Source organism: Xenorhabdus sp. PB62.4 (genome assembly GCF_014467285.1).
Taxonomy (GTDB): domain Bacteria; phylum Pseudomonadota; class Gammaproteobacteria; order Enterobacterales; family Enterobacteriaceae; genus Xenorhabdus.
Genome location: NZ_NKHR01000005.1, coordinates 180,964 through 200,347, shown reverse-complemented (window position 1 = coordinate 200,347; position 19,384 = coordinate 180,964). Strand labels below are relative to the sequence as shown.

The 19,384-nt window shown below is 42.6% G+C and carries 21 protein-coding genes; 8 read left to right on the top strand and 13 right to left on the bottom strand.

The features are described from left to right. Positions 1–17: 17 nt before the first annotated feature. The gene (locus Xenpb_RS07090) at positions 18–323 is read left to right on the top strand and encodes a HigA family addiction module antitoxin (protein WP_187653672.1); all 306 of its coding nucleotides are present in this window, start codon (positions 18–20) and stop codon (positions 321–323) included. Positions 324–419: 96 nt separating this feature from the next. On the opposite strand, the gene Xenpb_RS07085 is transcribed toward Xenpb_RS07090, so the two are convergent. The 3 genes from Xenpb_RS07085 to Xenpb_RS07075 all read right to left on the bottom strand — a co-directional run bounded on the left by Xenpb_RS07085 (position 420) and on the right by Xenpb_RS07075 (position 3,506). Continuing rightward, a complete protein-coding gene (locus tag Xenpb_RS07085) occupies positions 420–563 on the bottom strand; it encodes a hypothetical protein (RefSeq protein WP_187653671.1) in 144 nt (47 codons plus the stop codon). 120 nt (positions 564–683) lie between these two features. Further along, positions 684–2,432 carry a cytochrome-c oxidase gene (locus Xenpb_RS07080; RefSeq protein ID WP_187653670.1) on the bottom strand — a complete coding sequence of 583 codons (1,749 nt, stop codon included), beginning with the start codon at positions 2,430–2,432 and terminating at the stop codon, positions 684–686. 405 nt (positions 2,433–2,837) lie between these two features. Then, positions 2,838–3,506, bottom strand: a complete 669-nt coding sequence (locus tag Xenpb_RS07075; RefSeq protein ID WP_187653669.1) for a 7-cyano-7-deazaguanine/7-aminomethyl-7-deazaguanine transporter — start codon at positions 3,504–3,506, stop codon at positions 2,838–2,840. A gap of 170 nt (positions 3,507–3,676) precedes the next feature. Between Xenpb_RS07075 and tusA the strand changes: the two genes are divergently transcribed. Beyond that, the gene (tusA, locus tag Xenpb_RS07070) at positions 3,677–3,928 is read left to right on the top strand and encodes a sulfurtransferase TusA (RefSeq protein WP_099114269.1); all 252 of its coding nucleotides are present in this window, start codon (positions 3,677–3,679) and stop codon (positions 3,926–3,928) included. Positions 3,929–4,126: 198 nt separating this feature from the next. On the opposite strand, the gene Xenpb_RS07065 is transcribed toward tusA, so the two are convergent. From Xenpb_RS07065 to rsmD, 4 genes are all read right to left on the bottom strand, one after another. Beyond that, positions 4,127–6,424, bottom strand: a complete 2,298-nt coding sequence (locus tag Xenpb_RS07065) for a zinc/cadmium/mercury/lead-transporting ATPase (RefSeq protein WP_187653668.1) — start codon at positions 6,422–6,424, stop codon at positions 4,127–4,129. A gap of 190 nt (positions 6,425–6,614) precedes the next feature. Further along, positions 6,615–7,241: a lysoplasmalogenase gene (locus Xenpb_RS07060; RefSeq protein ID WP_187653667.1), complete on the bottom strand. Its 627-nt coding sequence runs from the start codon at positions 7,239–7,241 to the stop codon at positions 6,615–6,617. A gap of 232 nt (positions 7,242–7,473) precedes the next feature. Beyond that, positions 7,474–7,746 (bottom strand): DUF1145 family protein, encoded by a 273-nt coding sequence (locus Xenpb_RS07055; RefSeq protein WP_187653712.1) that lies wholly within the window; start codon positions 7,744–7,746, stop codon positions 7,474–7,476. Between the two features lie 41 nt (positions 7,747–7,787). After that, entirely contained in the window at positions 7,788–8,366 is a 579-nt protein-coding gene (gene rsmD / locus Xenpb_RS07050; protein ID WP_187653666.1) for a 16S rRNA (guanine(966)-N(2))-methyltransferase, read from the bottom strand. Between the two features lie 231 nt (positions 8,367–8,597). Here rsmD and ftsY point away from each other — a divergent pair, with 231 nt between their 5' ends. From ftsY to Xenpb_RS07025, 5 genes are all read left to right on the top strand, one after another. After that, positions 8,598–10,352, top strand: coding sequence for a signal recognition particle-docking protein FtsY (gene ftsY / locus Xenpb_RS07045; RefSeq protein WP_187653665.1), 1,755 nt, complete (start codon positions 8,598–8,600; stop codon positions 10,350–10,352). A 6-nt stretch (positions 10,353–10,358) separates the two neighbouring features. Beyond that, on the top strand, positions 10,359–11,024 hold the full coding sequence (ftsE, locus tag Xenpb_RS07040; RefSeq protein WP_187653664.1) for a cell division ATP-binding protein FtsE: 666 nt from the start codon (positions 10,359–10,361) through the stop codon (positions 11,022–11,024). Further along, positions 11,017–11,997, top strand: a complete 981-nt coding sequence (gene ftsX / locus Xenpb_RS07035; RefSeq protein ID WP_187653663.1) for a permease-like cell division protein FtsX — start codon at positions 11,017–11,019, stop codon at positions 11,995–11,997. The genes ftsE and ftsX overlap by 8 nt, the downstream gene beginning before the upstream one ends. Before the next feature lie 212 nt (positions 11,998–12,209). Further along, positions 12,210–13,067, top strand: coding sequence for an RNA polymerase sigma factor RpoH (gene rpoH, locus Xenpb_RS07030; protein WP_187653662.1), 858 nt, complete (start codon positions 12,210–12,212; stop codon positions 13,065–13,067). A gap of 195 nt (positions 13,068–13,262) precedes the next feature. Continuing rightward, complete coding sequence (locus Xenpb_RS07025) at positions 13,263–14,405, top strand: glycerate kinase (protein WP_187653661.1); 1,143 nt, start codon at positions 13,263–13,265, stop codon at positions 14,403–14,405. 65 nt (positions 14,406–14,470) lie between these two features. Here the strand turns inward: Xenpb_RS07025 and Xenpb_RS07020 are convergent, their stop codons facing one another. The 5 genes from Xenpb_RS07020 to Xenpb_RS07000 are packed head-to-tail and all read right to left on the bottom strand — an operon-like array spanning position 14,471 to position 18,009. Further along, positions 14,471–15,019, bottom strand: coding sequence for a CpmK protein (locus Xenpb_RS07020; RefSeq protein ID WP_187653660.1), 549 nt, complete (start codon positions 15,017–15,019; stop codon positions 14,471–14,473). After that, positions 15,016–15,561 (bottom strand): spore coat protein CotH, encoded by a 546-nt coding sequence (locus tag Xenpb_RS07015; RefSeq protein ID WP_187653659.1) that lies wholly within the window; start codon positions 15,559–15,561, stop codon positions 15,016–15,018. The genes Xenpb_RS07020 and Xenpb_RS07015 overlap by 4 nt, the downstream gene beginning before the upstream one ends. Continuing rightward, entirely contained in the window at positions 15,551–16,399 is an 849-nt protein-coding gene (locus tag Xenpb_RS07010) for an SUMF1/EgtB/PvdO family nonheme iron enzyme (RefSeq protein WP_187653658.1), read from the bottom strand. Before Xenpb_RS07010 ends, Xenpb_RS07015 begins: the two co-directional genes overlap by 11 nt. 7 nt (positions 16,400–16,406) lie before the next feature. Further along, on the bottom strand, positions 16,407–16,769 hold the full coding sequence (locus tag Xenpb_RS07005) for a 2Fe-2S iron-sulfur cluster binding domain-containing protein (RefSeq protein ID WP_187653657.1): 363 nt from the start codon (positions 16,767–16,769) through the stop codon (positions 16,407–16,409). A 52-nt stretch (positions 16,770–16,821) separates the two neighbouring features. Further along, a complete protein-coding gene (locus Xenpb_RS07000; RefSeq protein ID WP_222942891.1) occupies positions 16,822–18,009 on the bottom strand; it encodes an MFS transporter in 1,188 nt (395 codons plus the stop codon). A 126-nt stretch (positions 18,010–18,135) separates the two neighbouring features. On the opposite strand from Xenpb_RS07000, the gene Xenpb_RS06995 reads away from it, so the two are divergent. Further along, on the top strand, positions 18,136–18,603 hold the full coding sequence (locus tag Xenpb_RS06995; RefSeq protein ID WP_187653656.1) for a MarR family transcriptional regulator: 468 nt from the start codon (positions 18,136–18,138) through the stop codon (positions 18,601–18,603). Between the two features lie 105 nt (positions 18,604–18,708). Here the strand turns inward: Xenpb_RS06995 and Xenpb_RS06990 are convergent, their stop codons facing one another. Continuing rightward, entirely contained in the window at positions 18,709–19,014 is a 306-nt protein-coding gene (locus Xenpb_RS06990) for a helix-turn-helix domain-containing protein (RefSeq protein ID WP_187653655.1), read from the bottom strand. Positions 19,015–19,384: the final 370 nt, after the last annotated feature.

Here is a 19,384-nt window from a genome sequence, read left to right as displayed (position 1 = left end):
GATTAACAGGGGGCGTTATGGATACGATGTTAAGAGAACCGACAACTGTGGGTGAAATGCTGTCAGAAGAATATTTGAAACCACTGAATATTACCCAAGCAAAATTAGGTGAGGCATTGAATCTTTCCCGTATGCGCATTGCTGAAATTATCAGCGGAAAACGCCGTATCAGCATAGAAGAGGCTGTCATGTTAGCGGCACTGTTTGAAACTGACGCTGATTTCTGGATCAGCTTACAAGCCAACCATGATCGCTGGGAAGCGCGACAGCTGATGGCACAGAAAACCAGTGTAAAACCTTTCACAGCATTATTGGCGAGGTGATTTAGCCCGCCAACCGCAACCATCGATTTAACAGCGCATACAGCCAAAAGCAAAAAAACCAACTGGTGAAGTTGGTTTTTCTGTTTCAATTAATTGTTACTTTTCAACACTGTCATGCGACAAAATTCCATCACTCGACTCTGACGCACTGTCGCGCTTGTATTCAGCCACCTGAGCCACCAACATTAACTTCGCTTTTTCAACGGCTAATAGCTTTTCTTCGTCAGTAACGCCAATCACGGCATATTGATCCAGTTCAGCAACGCGGACACAGTATTCCCAAATTACAGGCTCTTGATCCGGATTGTCCGGCGGCGGTGTTCACGAGAATGCACTGTATTTCACGGTAATAATTGAGAGTTAATCCTTTAACTGGTCATGATTTTCTGCATACCAGGATATATAGTCATCACTTGATATTGGTGTTTCAATTCCCGATTTATCCACCTCAAAACAGGAAATATAATCAATGATTTTCTCAGCATTTTTACGTATGTATTCTGTGCGTTTTTCCTCTGTTTTTTTAGATTCTTGCAGATCAATTATCTCATTTATTAAGAGGTTACTCATGGAACGATGAGCCCAGTCGAGAAGGTAACCTTCGATAATCATGTCAATACCATCATGATGATACGAGTCAATAATTGCCGTCACTACGGATAAAACAGCATATGTCCGGCTCAGTTCCAGAAAATCATCACTATATTTATTAACAATATCCAAATTTGTTCTTCTATTGCCGCTGACGATTATCTTTTTCAGTTTGTTTAATAAGAAATTCAGATAATTAGTCAGAATGAAGAATAAATCATGTTGAATATCTTTATTGTTATTTTTTATGCCATTAATAAGAATCATTTCTCCCGCCTTCAGGGAGAGCACAAGATTATCGCCTTCAGCAGTAATTGCACCAAAATTAGCTATTAAATAATGGGGTATCTTGTTGATAATAAATAATCCATGAGAGCCACAACGTTCACGGCTGTTAATTAATATTTCTTGTGTACGCCATGTGCACAGGGATTTAGCCGTGATAATTTCAATAAGTAGATCATCTGAAAATTTAAAGTTTTTGACATTTTTTGACAGCGTTGCTGAAACTTTTTCCGTCAACACTTTTAAGTATAATGAATGGGTGACCGTACTTAGAGTATCCCAAGCAATGCCTTCTTTAAAATGAAAATAGTTGATTACAGGCATAGCCCCTGAATAGCCGAAGGTTTGTCGTTTATGACCATAAGTGCTGGTGATATGCAGCGCTGATTTCGCTACTGTAACGGAGCTTATGGCCATACATAATTTTCCGGTATGTATTCGGTTTGTGATTAACGCAAATCGTTCTTTTAATGTTTTAGTATGCAATGATACCTGACCATTTCGGTGCAATGTGATCATATTGCCGGCAAGAAGCCCTTCAAAAGAAATTTCAACGTTCTTAAATGAAGTGATTGCGTTATCAAGATAAAATCCTGGTTTATCGCCAAGTGTAGTGATTTTAACACCAGTAGTTAATTTGCCATTGACTGACAGAGGGAATACAAAGGGGAAAATACCATATCTTTTCCCTGATACATTGAGTTGGGCAAAAACGACCGCCACCTTGGGTAATTCACACGATAGGGTATTGGGCATGAATTTATATGAGCCGGAACTGGGTGAGTTAAGTATGAATACACCTTTCTCTGGAAGGTAATCAGCCTGAGTTTCGATCGCGGCCAGATTATGACCGTGAGCCAGCTCAGTCGCCAGATATACGCCAATAGCACGACCTGAACAAAGTTTTTGGTATAGATCTTCTATGTATGGTGTTTGAGCCCCTAAATTAGCGAGAGTTCCTATAGTCAGATTAAAATGAATTGATAGCATAGAAACTACAGCCCCATCATGAGGGGCGACTAATTCATGAAGCGCAGCCAGTGCATTAAATGATGTTAAATTAATATTATTTTTATCAATATAGTTAAGTAACGCTATAAATTTATTTACTGTTGATTGGTAATCATTACAGGTAGTTTTAAGTATATCGAAAATATTATCCGAAGATTCTGGATTGCTTATGTTCAAATAATGATTTAATTTTAATACTGAATGACATAATGGTTTATTCATCTTACCAGGACCTTATTCTTGAATAATAAAATGTATATGAGCCATCCGCATGTAATTGGATGAAGAAAAAACATATGTTTTCGCTGAAGTCAGTAAATAAATATGAGCAAAATGATCTTAAGGATATGGCTGGATACCTGATTGTCTCCTGAATAAATACATTCTGGTGAATGTATATACCGCCACATACCGTTCAAAAATTCTCACAGAAAGCACTGTAATCAGAAAGTACCACAAACAGAAACAAGTCGGATAGCTGAGTATGACTTTGACCTAAACGCTTTTTTAATGACGTTTGATAGTAAAAGAAAGTTTAATTCAGGCTGTTATTCAATATTGAGAATAACCACTGCTGTAAGCGGTGAATTAAGAAATAGGAAAACTCCCCCATGAGGGGGAGAGCAGTTAGTGGAATTTAACCAGTGTCTTATCTGCGGTTTGCTTGAAAAAAAATTTCAGAATTAAATTCAACAGAATGCCATAAGCTGGCAGGAAAAAAAGCATACAAATAAACAGCTTGAAAGCGTAATCCACTAAGGCAATTTCCACCCAATTCGTTGCCATAAAAGCATCGGTACTGCGATAAAATGCGATAAAGAAAAAAGCCAGTGTATCGAGCATATTACCGAAAAACATAGCGGCAGCCGGGGCTATCCACCAGCGGCTTTTTTGGCGCAGGCGATTAAAGACGCCGACATCCAATATCTGACCAAGCACATAGGCCATAAAACTAGCGGCTGCAATGCGGGCAACAAACAAGTTAAAAGTTCCCAAAGTTTCGAATCCTTGCCATGTGCCCTGAAAAAACAGAGCTGAAATCAGGTAAGAGATCAACAAGGCGGGAAGCATGACGGAGATAATGATCCGGCGCGCTAATGGAGCACCATAAATACGCACAGTCAGATCGGTCGCCAAAAAGATAAAGGGAAATGTAAATGCCCCCCAAGTGGTATGGAAACCAAAAATGGAGATGGGTAGTTGCACCAGATAGTTACTGGAAGTAATGATCAGAATATGGAAAAGCGAAAGCCAGGCCAAAGCGGTGGCTCGCTGCTGCGCAGTCAATTGGAACATATTGTACCTTTTTGCTGAATGGGGTGAGGGAACCCAAAAAATAAATGCGCCTGAAAAATCAGGAGAAGTTGATCATACGCGTGTTGCGCAATAAAAGTAAAGTACGGCAGTTGGCGATATTTTGTAATATAATCCACGGCAATAGATTGTTTGAACCTACAGAGATTGTTATGTCCGATGTTTTTGCCAATCCCGATAAAACGCTTGATACGCTAGGATTACGCTGCCCGGAACCCGTCATGATGGTACGTAAGACTGTCCGCCATATGAGTGCAGGCCAGACGTTATTAATCATTGCAGATGATCCGGCAACAACCCGTGATATTCCCGGTTTCTGTCGTTTTATGGAACATGTATTGATTGCGCAGGAGACAGAAGAAACCCCTTATCGCTATCTTCTCAGAAAAAGTGAAAATGCTTGATTGAGAAATATCGCGTAATTAACTGGCAGAAAAAAGGAGCCGTGCTAGGCTTTAAGTATGGTGTTTAGTCACAACTTATCACCTCACTGAATACCATATTTTCTTTTTCCTTAATAGCAATCTTGAGTAATTGTAATTTTGAAAAGGTGCGTAGTATGCACCTTTTCAGTTTGTTGTTTTTTTATCTCTCCCGGTTTATCACTTTTGCGGCTTCACTCTCAGCAGCCGGATGGCGTTTGCCGTGACGAGTGCAGTAGCGCCTGAATCGGCCAGAACTGCCAGCCATAGCCCTGTGATACCCAATAGGCTGGTGATAAGGAATATAGCCTTTAAGCCTAATGCAATAGTGATATTTTGACGAATGTTGTAATGGGTTGTGCGAGACAGGGCGATAATTTCAGCTAAACCGGTCAGCCGATTGTGTGTCAGTGCAGCATCAGCCGTTTCCAATGCAACATCAGTTCCGCTGCCCATGGCAACGCCGATACTGGCGGCTTTCATTGCCGGAGCGTCGTTGATTCCATCGCCAACCATCATGGTGTGGTGATTTTTATTCAGCTCAGTCACTGCCTTCACTTTATCTTCCGGTAATAATCCTGCGCGATAATCAATGCCCAACTGACCTGCAATAGCAGCCGCAGCACGAGGATTGTCCCCTGTAAGCATGACTGCCTGAACACCTTGTTTTTTCAGGAGACGGATGGTGTCTACGGCATCCTGACGCAAGGTATCCTGCATGGCAATCAAGCCCATGAATTGCTTGTCCTGCATAACTGCAACCGCAGTTTTGCCACTGCTTTCCAGATCGGCGACTCTTTGCTTCCAGTCTGCGGATAACGTATTTTCCGGTAATCGTTCGGGAGCGGCGACAAGAATTCTTTGTCCTGACAATTGTCCTTCAACGCCAATTCCTGCTAGCGCTTTACGCTGTTCAGCCTCAACAATGGTCACTCCTTTCCTTTCAGCGGCTTCAAGAATGGACTTTGCCAATGGATGGTGAGAGCCACTTTCTACAGCCCCCGCCAGTGCCAGTACAGTTTCTGTAGTGATGTTTTCTGCTGGTGCAATATCAGTAACTTGAGGTTTGCCTTCGGTCAGTGTGCCGGTTTTATCTAATGCGATTGTGGTCACTGCTCCGAGTTGCTCCAGTGCTGCTCCGCCTTTGATTAGGGTGCCACGACGAGTCGCTGCTGCCAATGCGGAAGTAATTGCGGCAGGTGTGGAGATAACCAGTGCACAAGGACAGCCAATCAATAGTAGTGTCAGGCCGCGGTAGATCCAGATTTCCCACGATCCGGCAAAGAACAAAGGTGGGATCAGTACCACGAGTGCGGAGAACAAGATAATCAGCGGAGTATAGATGCGGCTGAATCGGTCAATGAAACGTTCAATGGGAGCGCGACGTTCTTCTGCCTCTTCGATCAATTGAAGAATGCGGTCAATGGCGTTGTGCCCCGGCTCAGAGATCACCCTCATCTGCACGGCGCTATCGACAGAAAGACAACCCGCCGCGACCTTTTCTCCTTGTTGCCGCTCAACAGGAATAGATTCACCTGTCAGAGCGCTTTCATCGAAGCTGGCAAATGGACTGAGTAATTCGGCATCGGTGGGTAAACGGGCTCCCGGAGCGACTTCAATAATATCACCGGGACGCAGTTCGGCTGCCGATACGGTTTTCTTCTTTCCATCCTTAACTAATAAAGCCTGGTCAGGGACTAATGCCATCAAGGCGCTGACACCACGACGAGCACGTCCGGCAGCATAAGATTCCAGAATCTCGCCTAATTTGAACAGCAGAATGACCATAGCGGCTTCTGCGGTCGCATCAATGAACAAGGCACCGATGGCGGCAACACTCATCAGTGTTTCAATGGCAAAAGGAGTACCTGAACGAATCAATTTGATGGCTTTAGTTGCGACCGGATATAACCCAATCAGCGTGGTAATGATGAAAGCGATTTGCCCGGCGGGTGCATTGATGTTTGATATCCCCCAACTAGCGAACATCAGGGCAGCGAGAATCAGGATCGGGGAAAATGTTTTCCAGTGATTGGTTGCCGGAGGCAGTTTGGATGACGAATCCGTTTCCTTGATTTCAAAACCCGCCTGTTTTACTGCTTTTTCGACAGCGGCGCGAATATCAACATCAGAATCAACCACCAATTTTTCTGTAGTAAACAGTACCTTGACCTGTTTGGCTTCCGGGAGTTTTTTTACAGCATTCTCGATTTTCCCGGCACAGCTTGGGCAATCCATACCGTGGATGAGCCAATTAAAGCGCTGGTTTGCTGTTAATTCGAGGGGAAAGATATCCTGTACAGCATGGTCATGATCGTGTGAGCAATGTGCTCCGTTATGTTTATGAGAATGCTCATGAGCATGTTCGTGGGAATGCTTATGGGAGTGTATTTTGTCATCATTTTTATGAGAGTGACCATGGCCTTTCTCATGGTGATCATGTTGTGATTGCTTATGTTTTATGTCGGTGGAGAACATAGGCGACCTCTTAGAATAGAGTTAATCCAGGTTAATTAAGAACAACTCTACACTCTGGAGTTAACTCCAGAGTCAAACTTAATAAGAGGAATTTTTTGATAATTAGTGCCATCTAAGATAGATATTCACCATCAATGTCCTTCCTCTTAGTGTGTGTTCAATAAAACCTATGTTCAATAAAGTGGACGCATTACAAGAATAGTGAACGAATAATCAAAAAGTGCCCGATAAAACCACAGGCAGCAATAATTGCTTTTGATAGTTTAAAAGAGAAGCGATATCGATCAACGAGGTTGATAATATATGCAAGGAGTAACAGGATGGCGCCTACCATAACAGAAAAACGGCTTTCATTACTGAGTGAAAAATATTGTTCTCCGGCGATCCAAACCATCAGCAGTGCCATAACGAAGCTATCAACAACCCGCCAACGCATATTATCCAGACGAGTCCAGATAACGACCATAACCACAATGCCAACAGCCAATAAAATCAAAGGCAACGGGAAGAAGAGACTGAAACTCATGTGCCAGGCAAAACTGATGGTATATAGCAAGTAACTCAGGAACAGTGCGATAAATGAGAAAAGTAAATATTTACCGGGGAGCATACGGATCGCATCAGAGAGCAAAGCAGTCACTAAACCCGCAATGATAAGATAGCCAGAAACCTCAAGATTAGGTGCCTGACATGCCCACAATAACAAAAGCAGCATCGTGACCGGACGAAAAACCCATTGCTGCCATTGGGTGCCACGGTAGGCGGCATCAATATATAACCATCCGGAGAAAAACACAGCAAGAAATGGCCAACTCATATTTTTCTTTTCCTTAATGTTCAACGCCCGTTTTATCAGGCATTACTATTCATGATGGGGGTTGTGTGGAGAGTATACTGATTTATCAACGTTAATTCGTTATTAACGAATGGATAACGTTTTATTATCAAAAACGAAGCTCGTCAATGAGTAATTAACGGGATTACTCATTAACGACATTTTCTTTTAATATGAAGAAAACAAAACGGGGAGATGACAGTGACTGAGCGCTCTACTGTTTTTTATTCTGCTGTTGCTTTTTCTGCCAGGCCAACAGCTCAAAAACACCGAAAAAGAAGATCTTAGTTTGGAGAAAAGCAGAGAGTTTTTGATCTTTAGGCTGGGAATTTTTCAGCAGCAATAGTTGAAATGCGTGCATTACCACGGTGAATGCCATGGCGATATCCATAAAATATTTCAATGGCTTAGGGAAAGGGTGAATGAAATTGAAAATCATGATTCCCCAGACTAAGATCATGATAACTCTTCCTAATTGAATAAACATCATCGACTCCAAAATCGTGTTTAAGCAGGTCTGACACCAGATTACTGGTGACGGATATATAATCGATAAGCTACTTGTCCGGCAACCTTTTCCCTATGTAACCGCCAGCTTGCAGGAACTTCTGTCGCAGCGGACTCTGATTCTGCTTCAACATAAATCCAGCTTTCTTCTGCCAGCCAGCCATTGGTTTCCAATAAACGGATCGCTTCCGTGAGCATGCCCTTACGGAATGGTGGATCGAGAAAAACGACATTAAATGGTGTTCCCGCTTCATTGAGGTATTGTAGGGCATTACCTTGTACCACATTGGCATTTTCAGCTTTCAGTAAGGCTAAATTAGCCGATAACTGTTTCGCTACATTGCGATCATGTTCAATTAAGGTCGCATAGCCTGCATAACGTGATAACGCTTCAAACCCGAGAGCACCACTACCTGAAAAACAATCCAAACAACGGGCTCCCTGAATCGTTGGCATAAGCCAGTTAAAGAGTGTTTCACGGACACGATCAGTGGTTGGACGCAGCCCATCACTATCAGGAACGGGTAATTTTCTCCCGCGCCATTTTCCGCCAATAATGCGAATTTGTCCTAAAGACGTGCGCTGTGGTTTTTTAGCCATAATTTACATAATTTAATTATTTGTCATCTGGTGCCATTAAATCATATCTGGCAGAGATAAAAAGTGAGTGAAGATGAAGAAACCTATTGATTAATTTACCACGAAATCCGCGATAGATATGTGTTGTGGTGGGATGAAAATGTTAGACTGGATTTTATCACCGTTAGAACCTATCTCAGTGGGCATATTGATTGATAACGCCATAATTAACCGCGAGGAGTGTAGTGGCCGATGGCAAAAGAGAAAAAAAAAGGTTTCTTCTCTTGGTTTGGACTTGGTCGTCAAGATAAGAAACAGCAAGAAGAACAAGCTGAACAAGAAAAATTAGTTGCTGAGGAAGCGGCCCGTCGCGCAGCAGCAGAAGCAGAGCAGAAACGTTTGGCGGAAGAAGCTGCCCGTCGTGCAGCAGAAGAGGCAGAGCAGCAACGTTTGGCGGAAGAAGCTGCCCGTCGTGCAGCAGCAGAGGCAGAGCAGCAGCGTTTAGCGGAAGAAGCGGCCCGTCGCGCAGCAGAAGAGGCAGAGCAGAAACGTTTGGCGGAAGAAGCTGCCCGTCGTGCAGCAGAAGAGGCAGAGCAGCAACGTTTGGCGGAAGAAGCTGCCCGTCGTGCAGCAGCAGCAGCAGAGGCAGAGCAGCAGCGTTTAGCGGAAGAAGCGGCCCGCCGTGCAGCAGAAGAGGCAGAGCAGCAACGTTTGGCGGAAGAAGCAGCCCGCCGTACAGCAGCAGAGGCAGAGCAGCAACGTTTAGCGGAAGAAGCGGCCCGCCGTGCAGCAGAAGAGGCAGAGCAGCAACGTTTGGCGGAAGAAGCCGCCCATCGTGCAGCAGCAGAGGCAGAGCAGCAGCGCTTGGCGGAAGAAGCGGCCCGCCGTGCAGCAGAAGAGGCAGAACAGCAACGTTTGGCGGAAGAAGCAGCCCGCCGTACAGCGGAAGAGGCAGAGCAGCAATGTTTGGCGGAAGAAGCTGCCCACCGTGCAGCAGAAGAAGCAGAGCAGCAACGCTTGGCGGAAGAAGCCGTTCGTCAGGCCGAAGAACAAGCGGCATTGCCTAAGGAACAAGAACGCCCGACCAAAGAAGGGTTCTTTGCCCGCTTGAAACGCAGTCTGGTAAAAACTCGCCAGAATCTTGGTTCCGGTTTTTTGAGTTTGTTCCGTGGCAAGAAAATTGATGATGATCTGTTTGAAGAACTGGAAGAACAGTTATTGATCGCGGACGTGGGCGTTGAAACGACGCGTAAGATCATTACCAGTCTGACAGCTCATGCCAGCCGCAAAGAACTGAAAGATGCGGAAGCGCTTTACGCTAAACTGAAAGAAGAGATGTCAGGCATTCTGACAAAAGTTGATAAGCCGTTGGAGATTGAAGGTAAATCTCCTTACGTCATCTTGATGGTGGGGGTGAATGGTGTCGGCAAAACCACCACGATTGGTAAATTAGCACGCCAATACCAGTCTCAGGGCAAATCTGTCATGTTAGCGGCAGGGGATACTTTCCGTGCGGCAGCAGTAGAACAGTTACAAGTTTGGGGCGAACGCAACAAAATCCCTGTAGTTGCTCAACATACGGGGGCCGATCCTGCCTCAGTGATCTTTGATGCCATTCAGTCAGCCAAGGCCAAAGGTGTTGATATCCTGATTGCGGATACCGCAGGGCGTTTGCAGAATAAATCCCATTTGATGGAAGAGCTGAAAAAAATCGTTCGGGTGATGAAAAAACTGGATGAAAACGCACCCCATGAAATTATGCTGACACTGGATGCCAGCACAGGCCAAAACGCAGTAAGTCAGGCTAAACTATTCCATGAAGCTGTGGGATTGACGGGTATTTCACTGACCAAACTAGATGGTACTGCAAAAGGTGGTGTTATCTTCGCCATTGCCGACCAATTTGAGATCCCGATTCGCTACATTGGTGTTGGGGAAGGCATTGAAGATCTCCGTCCATTTAAGGCAGACGATTTTATTGAGGCTCTTTTTGCCCGAGAGGATTAACTATTAATGATTCGCTTTGAACAGGTCAGTAAAGCCTATCTGGGAGGGCGGCAGGCGCTGCAAGGGGTGGATTTTCATCTACTTCCAGGAGAAATGGCATTTTTAACAGGTCATTCAGGGGCGGGTAAAAGTACGCTTTTGAAACTTATCTGTGGTATTGAACGTCCCAGTGCTGGTCATATCTGGTTTTCCGGTCATGACATCAGCCGATTAAAATCGCGGGAGATCCCTTTTCTGCGTCGCCAGATCGGCATGATTTTTCAGGATCATCACCTGCTGCTGGATCGCACAGTATATGAGAATGTCGCCATGCCGTTGATTATCTCAGGGGCCAGTGCTGAAGACATTCGCCGGCGGGTATCTGCGGCGCTGGATAAGGTCGGCCTGTTGGACAAAGCGAAAAATTTCCCTATTCAACTTTCCGGTGGAGAACAGCAGCGCGTTGGCATTGCCCGCGCTGTGGTAAACAAGCCAACCGTTCTGCTGGCGGATGAGCCGACAGGCAATCTGGACGGAGAATTATCTGAGGGGATCATGCGTTTGTTTGAAGAATTTAACCGGGTTGGGGTGACAGTTCTGATGGCGACCCATGATGTTGCCCTCATTGAACGAAGAAATTACCGCATCCTGACCCTGAATCAGGGGCGTATGCAAGGAGGACATCATGGCTAAGAATGTCCGTCATTCAACTAAAAAAGCACTGTCCCCAAAGTCGAAATCCAAATCCTTGAAAGGAGGATGGCGTGTACAGTGGCGTTATGCGTGGAAAAGCACTCTGTCAGATATGTTGCGCCAGCCATTGGCAACACTGCTGACCATTATGGTCATTGCCATTTCCCTGACCCTGCCGAGCGTGTTCTATATCGTTTGGAAAAACGTCAATCAGGCGGCGGTACAGTGGTATCCCATTCCACAGCTTACGGTTTATTTGGATAAATCGTTGAATGACAACAGTGCCAGACAGGTGATTGGTCAGCTAAAAGATCTGGACGGCGTAAAATCGGTGAATTACCTTTCCCGCGAAGAAGCTGTGAATGAATTTCGTGCCTGGTCAGGATTTGCCAGTGCCTTGGATATGTTGGAAGAAAATCCTCTGCCGGCGGTTGCCATTGTCTCTCCCAAACTGAATTTCCAAGACCTACAAGCACTAACGACATTGCGTGATCAAGTTTCTCAGATTGCAGGCATTGAAGAAGTCAGAATGGATGAGAGCTGGTTCTCCCGCCTGACAGCGCTGACCGCACTGATTGGCCGGATTGCTGCCGTGATAGGTGTCCTGATGGTGGTTGCCCTGCTTTTGGTTATTGGTAATAGCGTTCGGTTGAGTATCTTCAGCCGCCGCGAAACAATTAACGTGATGAAACTGATTGGGGCAACGGACGGCTTTATTCTGCGACCTTTCCTCAATGGTGGTGCTTTACTGGGGATGTTAGGCGCGGTTTTTTCTTTAATCCTTTCATCCCTGCTGGTGTGGAAACTTGCCAATGTCGTCACAGAAGTGGCGAGTGTCTTTGGAACGAGTTTTAAACTGCATGGATTGGGATGGGATGAATCACTATTGTTAGTGCTCATTTCGGGTATGATTGGTTGGATTGCCGCGTGGTTTGCGACAATTCAGCATTTGCGTCGTTTCAGGCCAGAATAAAGTGATTTTCGGGTTTTGAGGTGAACTTTTAGGCTGAATCGCTGTCGAAATCACCGTTACAGATTTGTATTGATATTCATACAATCGAGACAATTTGAATATGATCTCTATGATGGTAAAATAGACGCATCTTTGGCTTGAAAAAACCTTATGGGTAGATTCGGGCAAACTTCAAAAGCCATCAATTTGAATCTGATTTTGAGAGAATTTGAATGACAAAAGAAATGCAAACTTTGGCACTAGTTCCACAAGGTAGTTTGGAAGGATACATCCGTGCCTCCAATGCTTATCCTATGCTCTCCGCAGAGGAAGAGAAGGAACTGGCAGAAAGACTGCATTACCAGGGGGATCTGGATGCAGCGAAAAAGCTGATTCTTTCTCACCTGCGCTTCGTTGTTCATGTTGCTCGCAGTTATGCTGGTTATGGCCTGCCACAGGCGGATTTAATTCAGGAAGGTAATATTGGCCTGATGAAAGCGGTTCGTCGATTTAATCCAGAAGTGGGTGTGCGTCTGGTCTCTTTTGCTGTTCACTGGATTAAGGCAGAAATCCATGAATATGTATTGCGTAACTGGCGTATTGTGAAAGTCGCAACGACAAAAGCCCAGCGCAAGCTGTTCTTTAATTTGCGTAAGGCGAAACAACGTCTGGGATGGTTCAATCAGGATGAAGTTGATCTGGTCGCCAAAGAACTGGGTGTGACCAGCAAAGACGTCCGAGAGATGGAATCCCGTATGTCAGCGCAGGATATGGCATTTGATATGTCTTCTGATGATGACAATCACGATAGCCAACCCGTGGCTCCGGTGCTGTATTTGCAGGACAAAGCTTCTGACTTTGCCGATGGCATTGAAGAAGATAACTGGGAAAACCACGCTGCGGATAAACTTTCTGTAGCGATGGAAGGACTGGATGAGCGTAGCCAAGACATCATTCGGGCTCGTTGGCTGGATGATGACAACAAAACCACCTTGCAGGAACTGGCAGATAAATATGGTGTATCTGCTGAGCGTGTTCGACAGCTAGAAAAAAACGCAATGAAGAAATTGCGGTTGGCTATCGAAGCGTAACTACACATACTGTTAGTGAAAAAAGCGATAATCAATTTATCGCTTTTTTTATGCGCGCAAAATGGCACAGGGCAATATTGAGTTTCAGGTATGTGTTTCTATTATTCAGATATGAATTCTTTCATCTTTGGCGTATTCGGTTTTGCTGGCCAGAGATGTCAGAGGGTATTCACCAAAGCGATAGAGGAACTTATCATGAAAATTGTGATTGCTCCTGATTCATTTAAGGAAAGCCTGAGCGCTTTACAAGTGGCGCAAGCAATAGAGCAGGGATTTCAGGAAATTTTCCCGCAGGCGGATTACGTCAAGTTGCCGATGGCGGATGGTGGGGAAGGAACCGTGGAATCACTGGTTGCGGCAACAGAGGGAAAATATATTACATGTACCGTTACCGATCCGTTGGGGCAACCTGTTGAAGCATTTTTCGGTCTATTGGGTGATGGAAAGACGGCGGTGATTGAAATGGCTGCCGCTTCGGGTTTGCATTTAGTGCCGGCAGAACAGCGTAACCCTTTGATAACGACAAGCTATGGCACGGGTGAGCTTATTCTGGCTGCATTGGAGCATGGGATACAGAAACTGATTTTAGGTATTGGCGGCAGTGCGACCAACGATGGCGGAGCCGGTATGATGCAGGCACTTGGGGCAAATTTACTGGATGGAGATGGCCGAACCCTGCCATTTGGCGGTGCAGCATTAACTCGTCTGGAAATAATCGATTTCACAGATCTTGACCCTCGCCTTAGTCAAATTGAGTTCACCGTGGCTTGTGATGTGAATAATCCGCTATGTGGAGAATCAGGCGCATCAGCGGTGTTTGGCCCACAAAAAGGGGCAACGCCGGAGATGGTGAAAGCGTTGGATTCTGCATTGCTTCATTATGGAATGAAGATTGAATCGCTAACAGGCAAAAACGTGATTGATGAAGCAGGCGCGGGAGCGGCTGGAGGCATGGGAGCTTCTTTACTGGGTTGTCTTGGAGCGAAATTGCAGTCAGGTATTGAGATTGTTGTTGATACCCTGAAATTGGAGGAGGCAGTTCAGGGGGCAGATTTGGTCATTACGGGAGAAGGTCGTATAGATAAACAGACGATACAGGGTAAGACGCCTATTGGCGTTGCTAAAGTTGCCAAAAAATTTGGTATTCCGACTATCGCTCTAGTGGGTGGAATGAGCCAGGATTACTCTGTCGTGCATCAACATGGATTGGATGCAGTATTTTCCATCGTACCGGGAGCTTGCTCTCTGTCAGATGCTCTTACCAATGGTGCCGATAACTTGCAGGTAACGGCACGTAATGTTGCGGCGGTTTGGGCTATATCTCATCAAAGAGCATAAAAATCAGTTTAAAATGGTGTATTGAATGTTGTCCTTCATAAAGGAGAGATTGCTGGATTATTTCTTTAATAAAGTAAATCAAGTTGAGTTGGTTCATCAGTTATTTCTATAACACCTGAACTAACTTTTTCAAATTCAACTCGATATTTTGCTACATTAATTCCCGTAACAATATTATCCAAATAAGAATATGCAAATCTGACTGATTTGTTTTTAGCCCATTCAGGCAAAGACTCTATATAATAATTAAAAATAATAAAGCCTTTTTTGGCGTCTATATGAGTAATGCTTTCAATATTTTTTACTATGATTCTACCATAACAGAAATCACCACTCCTTTTAAATTCTGCTGAACCTAACGGGGTTAAAAACCATACTTTATTATGGCCTTCAATACTGGATTTCACTAATCCTGCATCAACAAGAGATTCCATCTTTGCATTAATCCAGACAGAACTGCCATCTTTAACTGAAACAGGCCACTGGGTTTCACCAAGACATAAAGGTGTTTGCTTATCAAGTTTTTTTTGTATTTTGTCCATATATCCATAGTGATTAATAGCATAACAAAGAACAGATGAAAGCGATAATAAAATAAAAATAATAAACCTCATAAGCCTCCCTCCAAATTAAATTCTATAAAGGCATCATCGACACTTTTATATTTGTTTTTAGTAATATAAAAACTGGTGTAATCCCAGTAAAAAATAGAAACACCGGGTACTTCATGATTGGTTTTTATATCATATCTGCTAAATTTAACAGGTAACTCATCAAAAACGTTATCATTTGTTAATTTATCGTATATTTTATGGGCAATAACCATATAATAATATCCTTTTTCTTTACGTAATTCGTAATCCGTTATTTTTATGGGCGATGCCGATAAACGGAAATCAAACCAAGTAAAACCTACATCATGTGGAATAGGAACAATATTATAATTCCCATTTTTATTTTTTATGAAAATAGTTAAAGTATTATTCGGGTGAGAAGTATTATTATCAAATTCAGCATGAAAAATGATATCTTTTATGCCATCACCATTCAAATCTATAAAATTTACACCATCCTTAAGCACAACCTTAGAGCTGCCATGAGCAAAAATGTTGAATGATAAAAAGATTAATAGTATAAAAAATTTTTTAACTTTCAATTAAATGGCTCCTGGCTAACCTAAATCCGATATCAGGCATAAAAAATCCTGCGCTATGGTTATCACAACTTACCAAAGTAGTTGAGTGAGAAAGATAACTTCCTCCACAGAAATAATACATTTTCACTTTTCCTAAATTATAACTATCATAAACCCACTCAGAAACATTACCACTCATATCATATAACCCTAAAGCATTGGGTAATAGTTTACCAACAATATTCGTGCCAAAATTATTAGCATTCAATTCAGGATACCACGCAACTTTTTTGGCGTTATCACTACCAGAATGACGGTATCCATATGTACCAGACTTTAATGCTGGTTTTCCACCCCGTGCGGCGACATGCCATTCATTTAGGGTAGGTAAGCGATATCCATTAGCCTGTTTATTTATGAGTATCTCTATATCCTTAGCACTTTTTCGGATGGGGGCATTGTTTTTTTGTAAATATACTGGTGCTAAGTTTGACTTTTCACTCAACGCATTGGCGAAAATAACAGCATCCAACCACTCAATATTTGTCACAGGATGTTGACCTTCATCCCATTCAGGAGGAAGGCAGTCTTCATAAGTTGCGCCATTGCAGCCATCATGAAATTCGTAACCATTTAAAATTGCCCATTCATATACTTCTTGATACAGAGAATAAGTGACTTCATTTTTCAGAATGTAAAAAGAATTTAATTCTACATTTGAATGTGATATGTAGTCTTGATTGCCAAAAACAGTACCAACATAAAAACGTCCACCTTCGACAAAACTTTCACTAATATTATTATTTGAATACGCTTGAAACGACATAATAAAATATAAAAATGAAATTATATATCGCATATTATCCTCATGAAATTTCAATATTCCCTTTAGGAAATGAGCAGCATGCCAGAATATACCCTGATGAAATATCTTCTCGAGATATTCCTCCAGAATGATCAAGATGAACTTCACCAGAAATAAGTTTTATTTTACATTTTCCACAATGCCCAGAAGCATTTGACTCGATGTCAAATGTATTCTCATCAATGTATTTTACTGCAAAATTATAGTTATAATCTTTTTCTTCTTTTTTTGAAAAGACAGAGCCAATTGCTCTTTCACGATTTATAATCTCTTCTTCTAAATATGTACCTCTCACCAGTTTTACTCCTCCCTTAATTTTGTTATCCGCTGCAAATTGTACCCAAGATTGTTCTGCATCAATCATTATACGAACAGATTTCTTATACGCATAAGAAAATATTTTCTCATAGCAAGCTTTATGGTTTATCGCGCCAGTGAGTCATAATGGCAGTAACACCAATAGACAAGGCAAATAACAAGGCTCCCACTAAAAATATCCATTCATAGCGATTATTAAATAACAAGAAACTACCAACCATTGGGCCAACAGCCATGCCTGTATACCTGATGAAATTATAAAGCCCAATCACAGTTGCTCGCTCTTCCACAAATTTTGCCAACAGTAAGGTAGCATGTGTAGGTGTTGATAGTCCCAAAGTAAAACCGTAAAAAGTCGTGACAATGATTAAAGTGGGAATACCAAATTGGTATGTTATGGCAAAAAGCAGGATTAAGAGCAAATTTAGCAAGCTGCTGATAATAAGCCCATTTTCTTTAGAAAATCGATGATTAATTAAGCGATAGCTATAACTACCAGCAACCATTGCCAAAGACATGGGGAGATACATCCAACCAATATCAGCAGGGCTGAAATCATATTCATTATTTAAGATGATGGGTAAAAAAGTCAGAAAGCAGAAATAACAATAGAACAGCATAAAGCTAACGAAGAAAACAGATTGCGTGGTGCGGTCGGATAGAATTTTACGGAAGTGAAAGGCTGTTTTTTGATTGCCTTCTTGTTGTTCAGGTTTAGTTTCCGGTAACCAAAACAAATTTCCGATAAGCATCAATCCGCCAATAATGGCAATAAACTGGAAAATAGCAACATATCCATCTAATTCAGCTAAATAGCCACCTATCAATGGCCCCGTCGCAGGAGCAAGTGTTAATAACATTTGATAGGTACTGATGGCTTTTGCACGATCTTGTCCTTCATAAAGATCGCCAATAATTGTCGCAGCAATAACTGGAATGGCGGCAATTCCAATTGCTTGCACTACCCGAAAGAAAATCAGCCAATAAATATCGGAAGTCATGGCACAGCCGACCGAGCCGATAATGGAGATAGCAAGGGCAGGCAGCAGAATCGCTTTGCGGCCTTTTCGATCAGCGAGTGGGCCATATACGATTTGCATAAAAGCTAAAACGAATGTGAATGCTGACACAGTGAGATTGACTAATGGCAAGGAGGTGTTGAACAACTCTTTGACGGTAGGAATAACGGGAGCATAAATATTCTGGGCCAGAGAGCCTAAAAGGGCGCTGAAGCACACCAGATAGAAGACCATTTTTACATTACGGGCTGAAATGCGTTTATTCATCTTTTTCTCCATATTGTTTCCAAGGAAACAATATGGAGATTAATAAATTGGCAGATTTTGTAAAGATCTTTTTTTTTTCTTTTTTTGCTATGATGTTGGAAATAGTTTCCTGAGAAATAATCGTAAATGACCAACAGCACAGCCCACCAACGCGAGATCCTTGCCGCCGTTAACCACTTGATACACCTGAGAGACAATATTAAGCAAAGACATGATGAAAAGACACTCCGTGAGTATGGAATCAGTGGTTATTCATTGTCTGAATTACATGTTATTCAATGTATCGGGGAATCAGGGCTATTGAATATCACCACTATCAGTCAAACGGTGAAAATGACTAAGGGGGCTATCTCAAAAGTGTGTGCAAAACTTCTTCAACGTTCTATGGTTGAGAAACTGAAAATGGTGGATAACCAGAAAGAGACCTATTTCAGACTTACTAGCGAAGGGAAGCGGCTATTTGATATTCATGAGAAATTGCATCAACAAGCGGAAGCAAGATGGTTACAAAAATTGGAAAGCTATTCTGCGGAAGAACTGAGAATTATCAAACGATTTGTTATGGATGTCATTGGGATTGTTGAGCACTCTTGACAGTGACACAATGCAGAAATACTGGCTAACAAGAGTCAGAAGCCTTAAATACGAACAATTAAATCAGTCTCATAACAGGCTTCTGACACGTTTATCTTGTCCCATTTAACAACCATTCTTCCCTATAATTGTTTCAGCAATGGGAATATATTGATCCGCGAGTTTATTAATGGGGTTATCCTCTTTGTTGTGTTTTGGAAAGCAATCTTCAAAAAACCACTCAATTGGGGTACCTAATATAGTACAAATAGGAACAAGATGGTCTATATTAATTCGATTTGTCCCTCTTTCGTAACGTGACAGTTGTTGTTGACTGATACTGAGTTGCTTTGCCAGAGCTGTTGCCGTAATGCCCAATTCTTTCCTTTTGGTTTGAATACGTCTTCCGACTAATAAGTTCGCATCTTCCATATTTTATCCTTTTTAAGTCAGTAAGTTATGGCGTTATCAAGAATAATTATCCGTAAAATAGAGCCTACCTTGACGGATTCACTACCGTTCACGGTATGCCTATTGTTACCACCTGATTCGCCGTTTTGTTTTCTGACATTTGTATTGTTTTTTAATGACATGACCTTTTTGTTAACGTTTTGTAAAAAACAGCCCCTCACCGAGGCAAGGTGTGTTCTTCCATGATACGAATTATGTTTCTTTGTTCTGTCGTTATCTCTGCATCTCTCGTCTGCTTGATTGACGTAGGCTAAACAACACATTTTTGTTTTCCTTACGTGAGAGATAACTCATATTCTCCTAATTTTCACTTTGTGGGTTTTTATAAAAG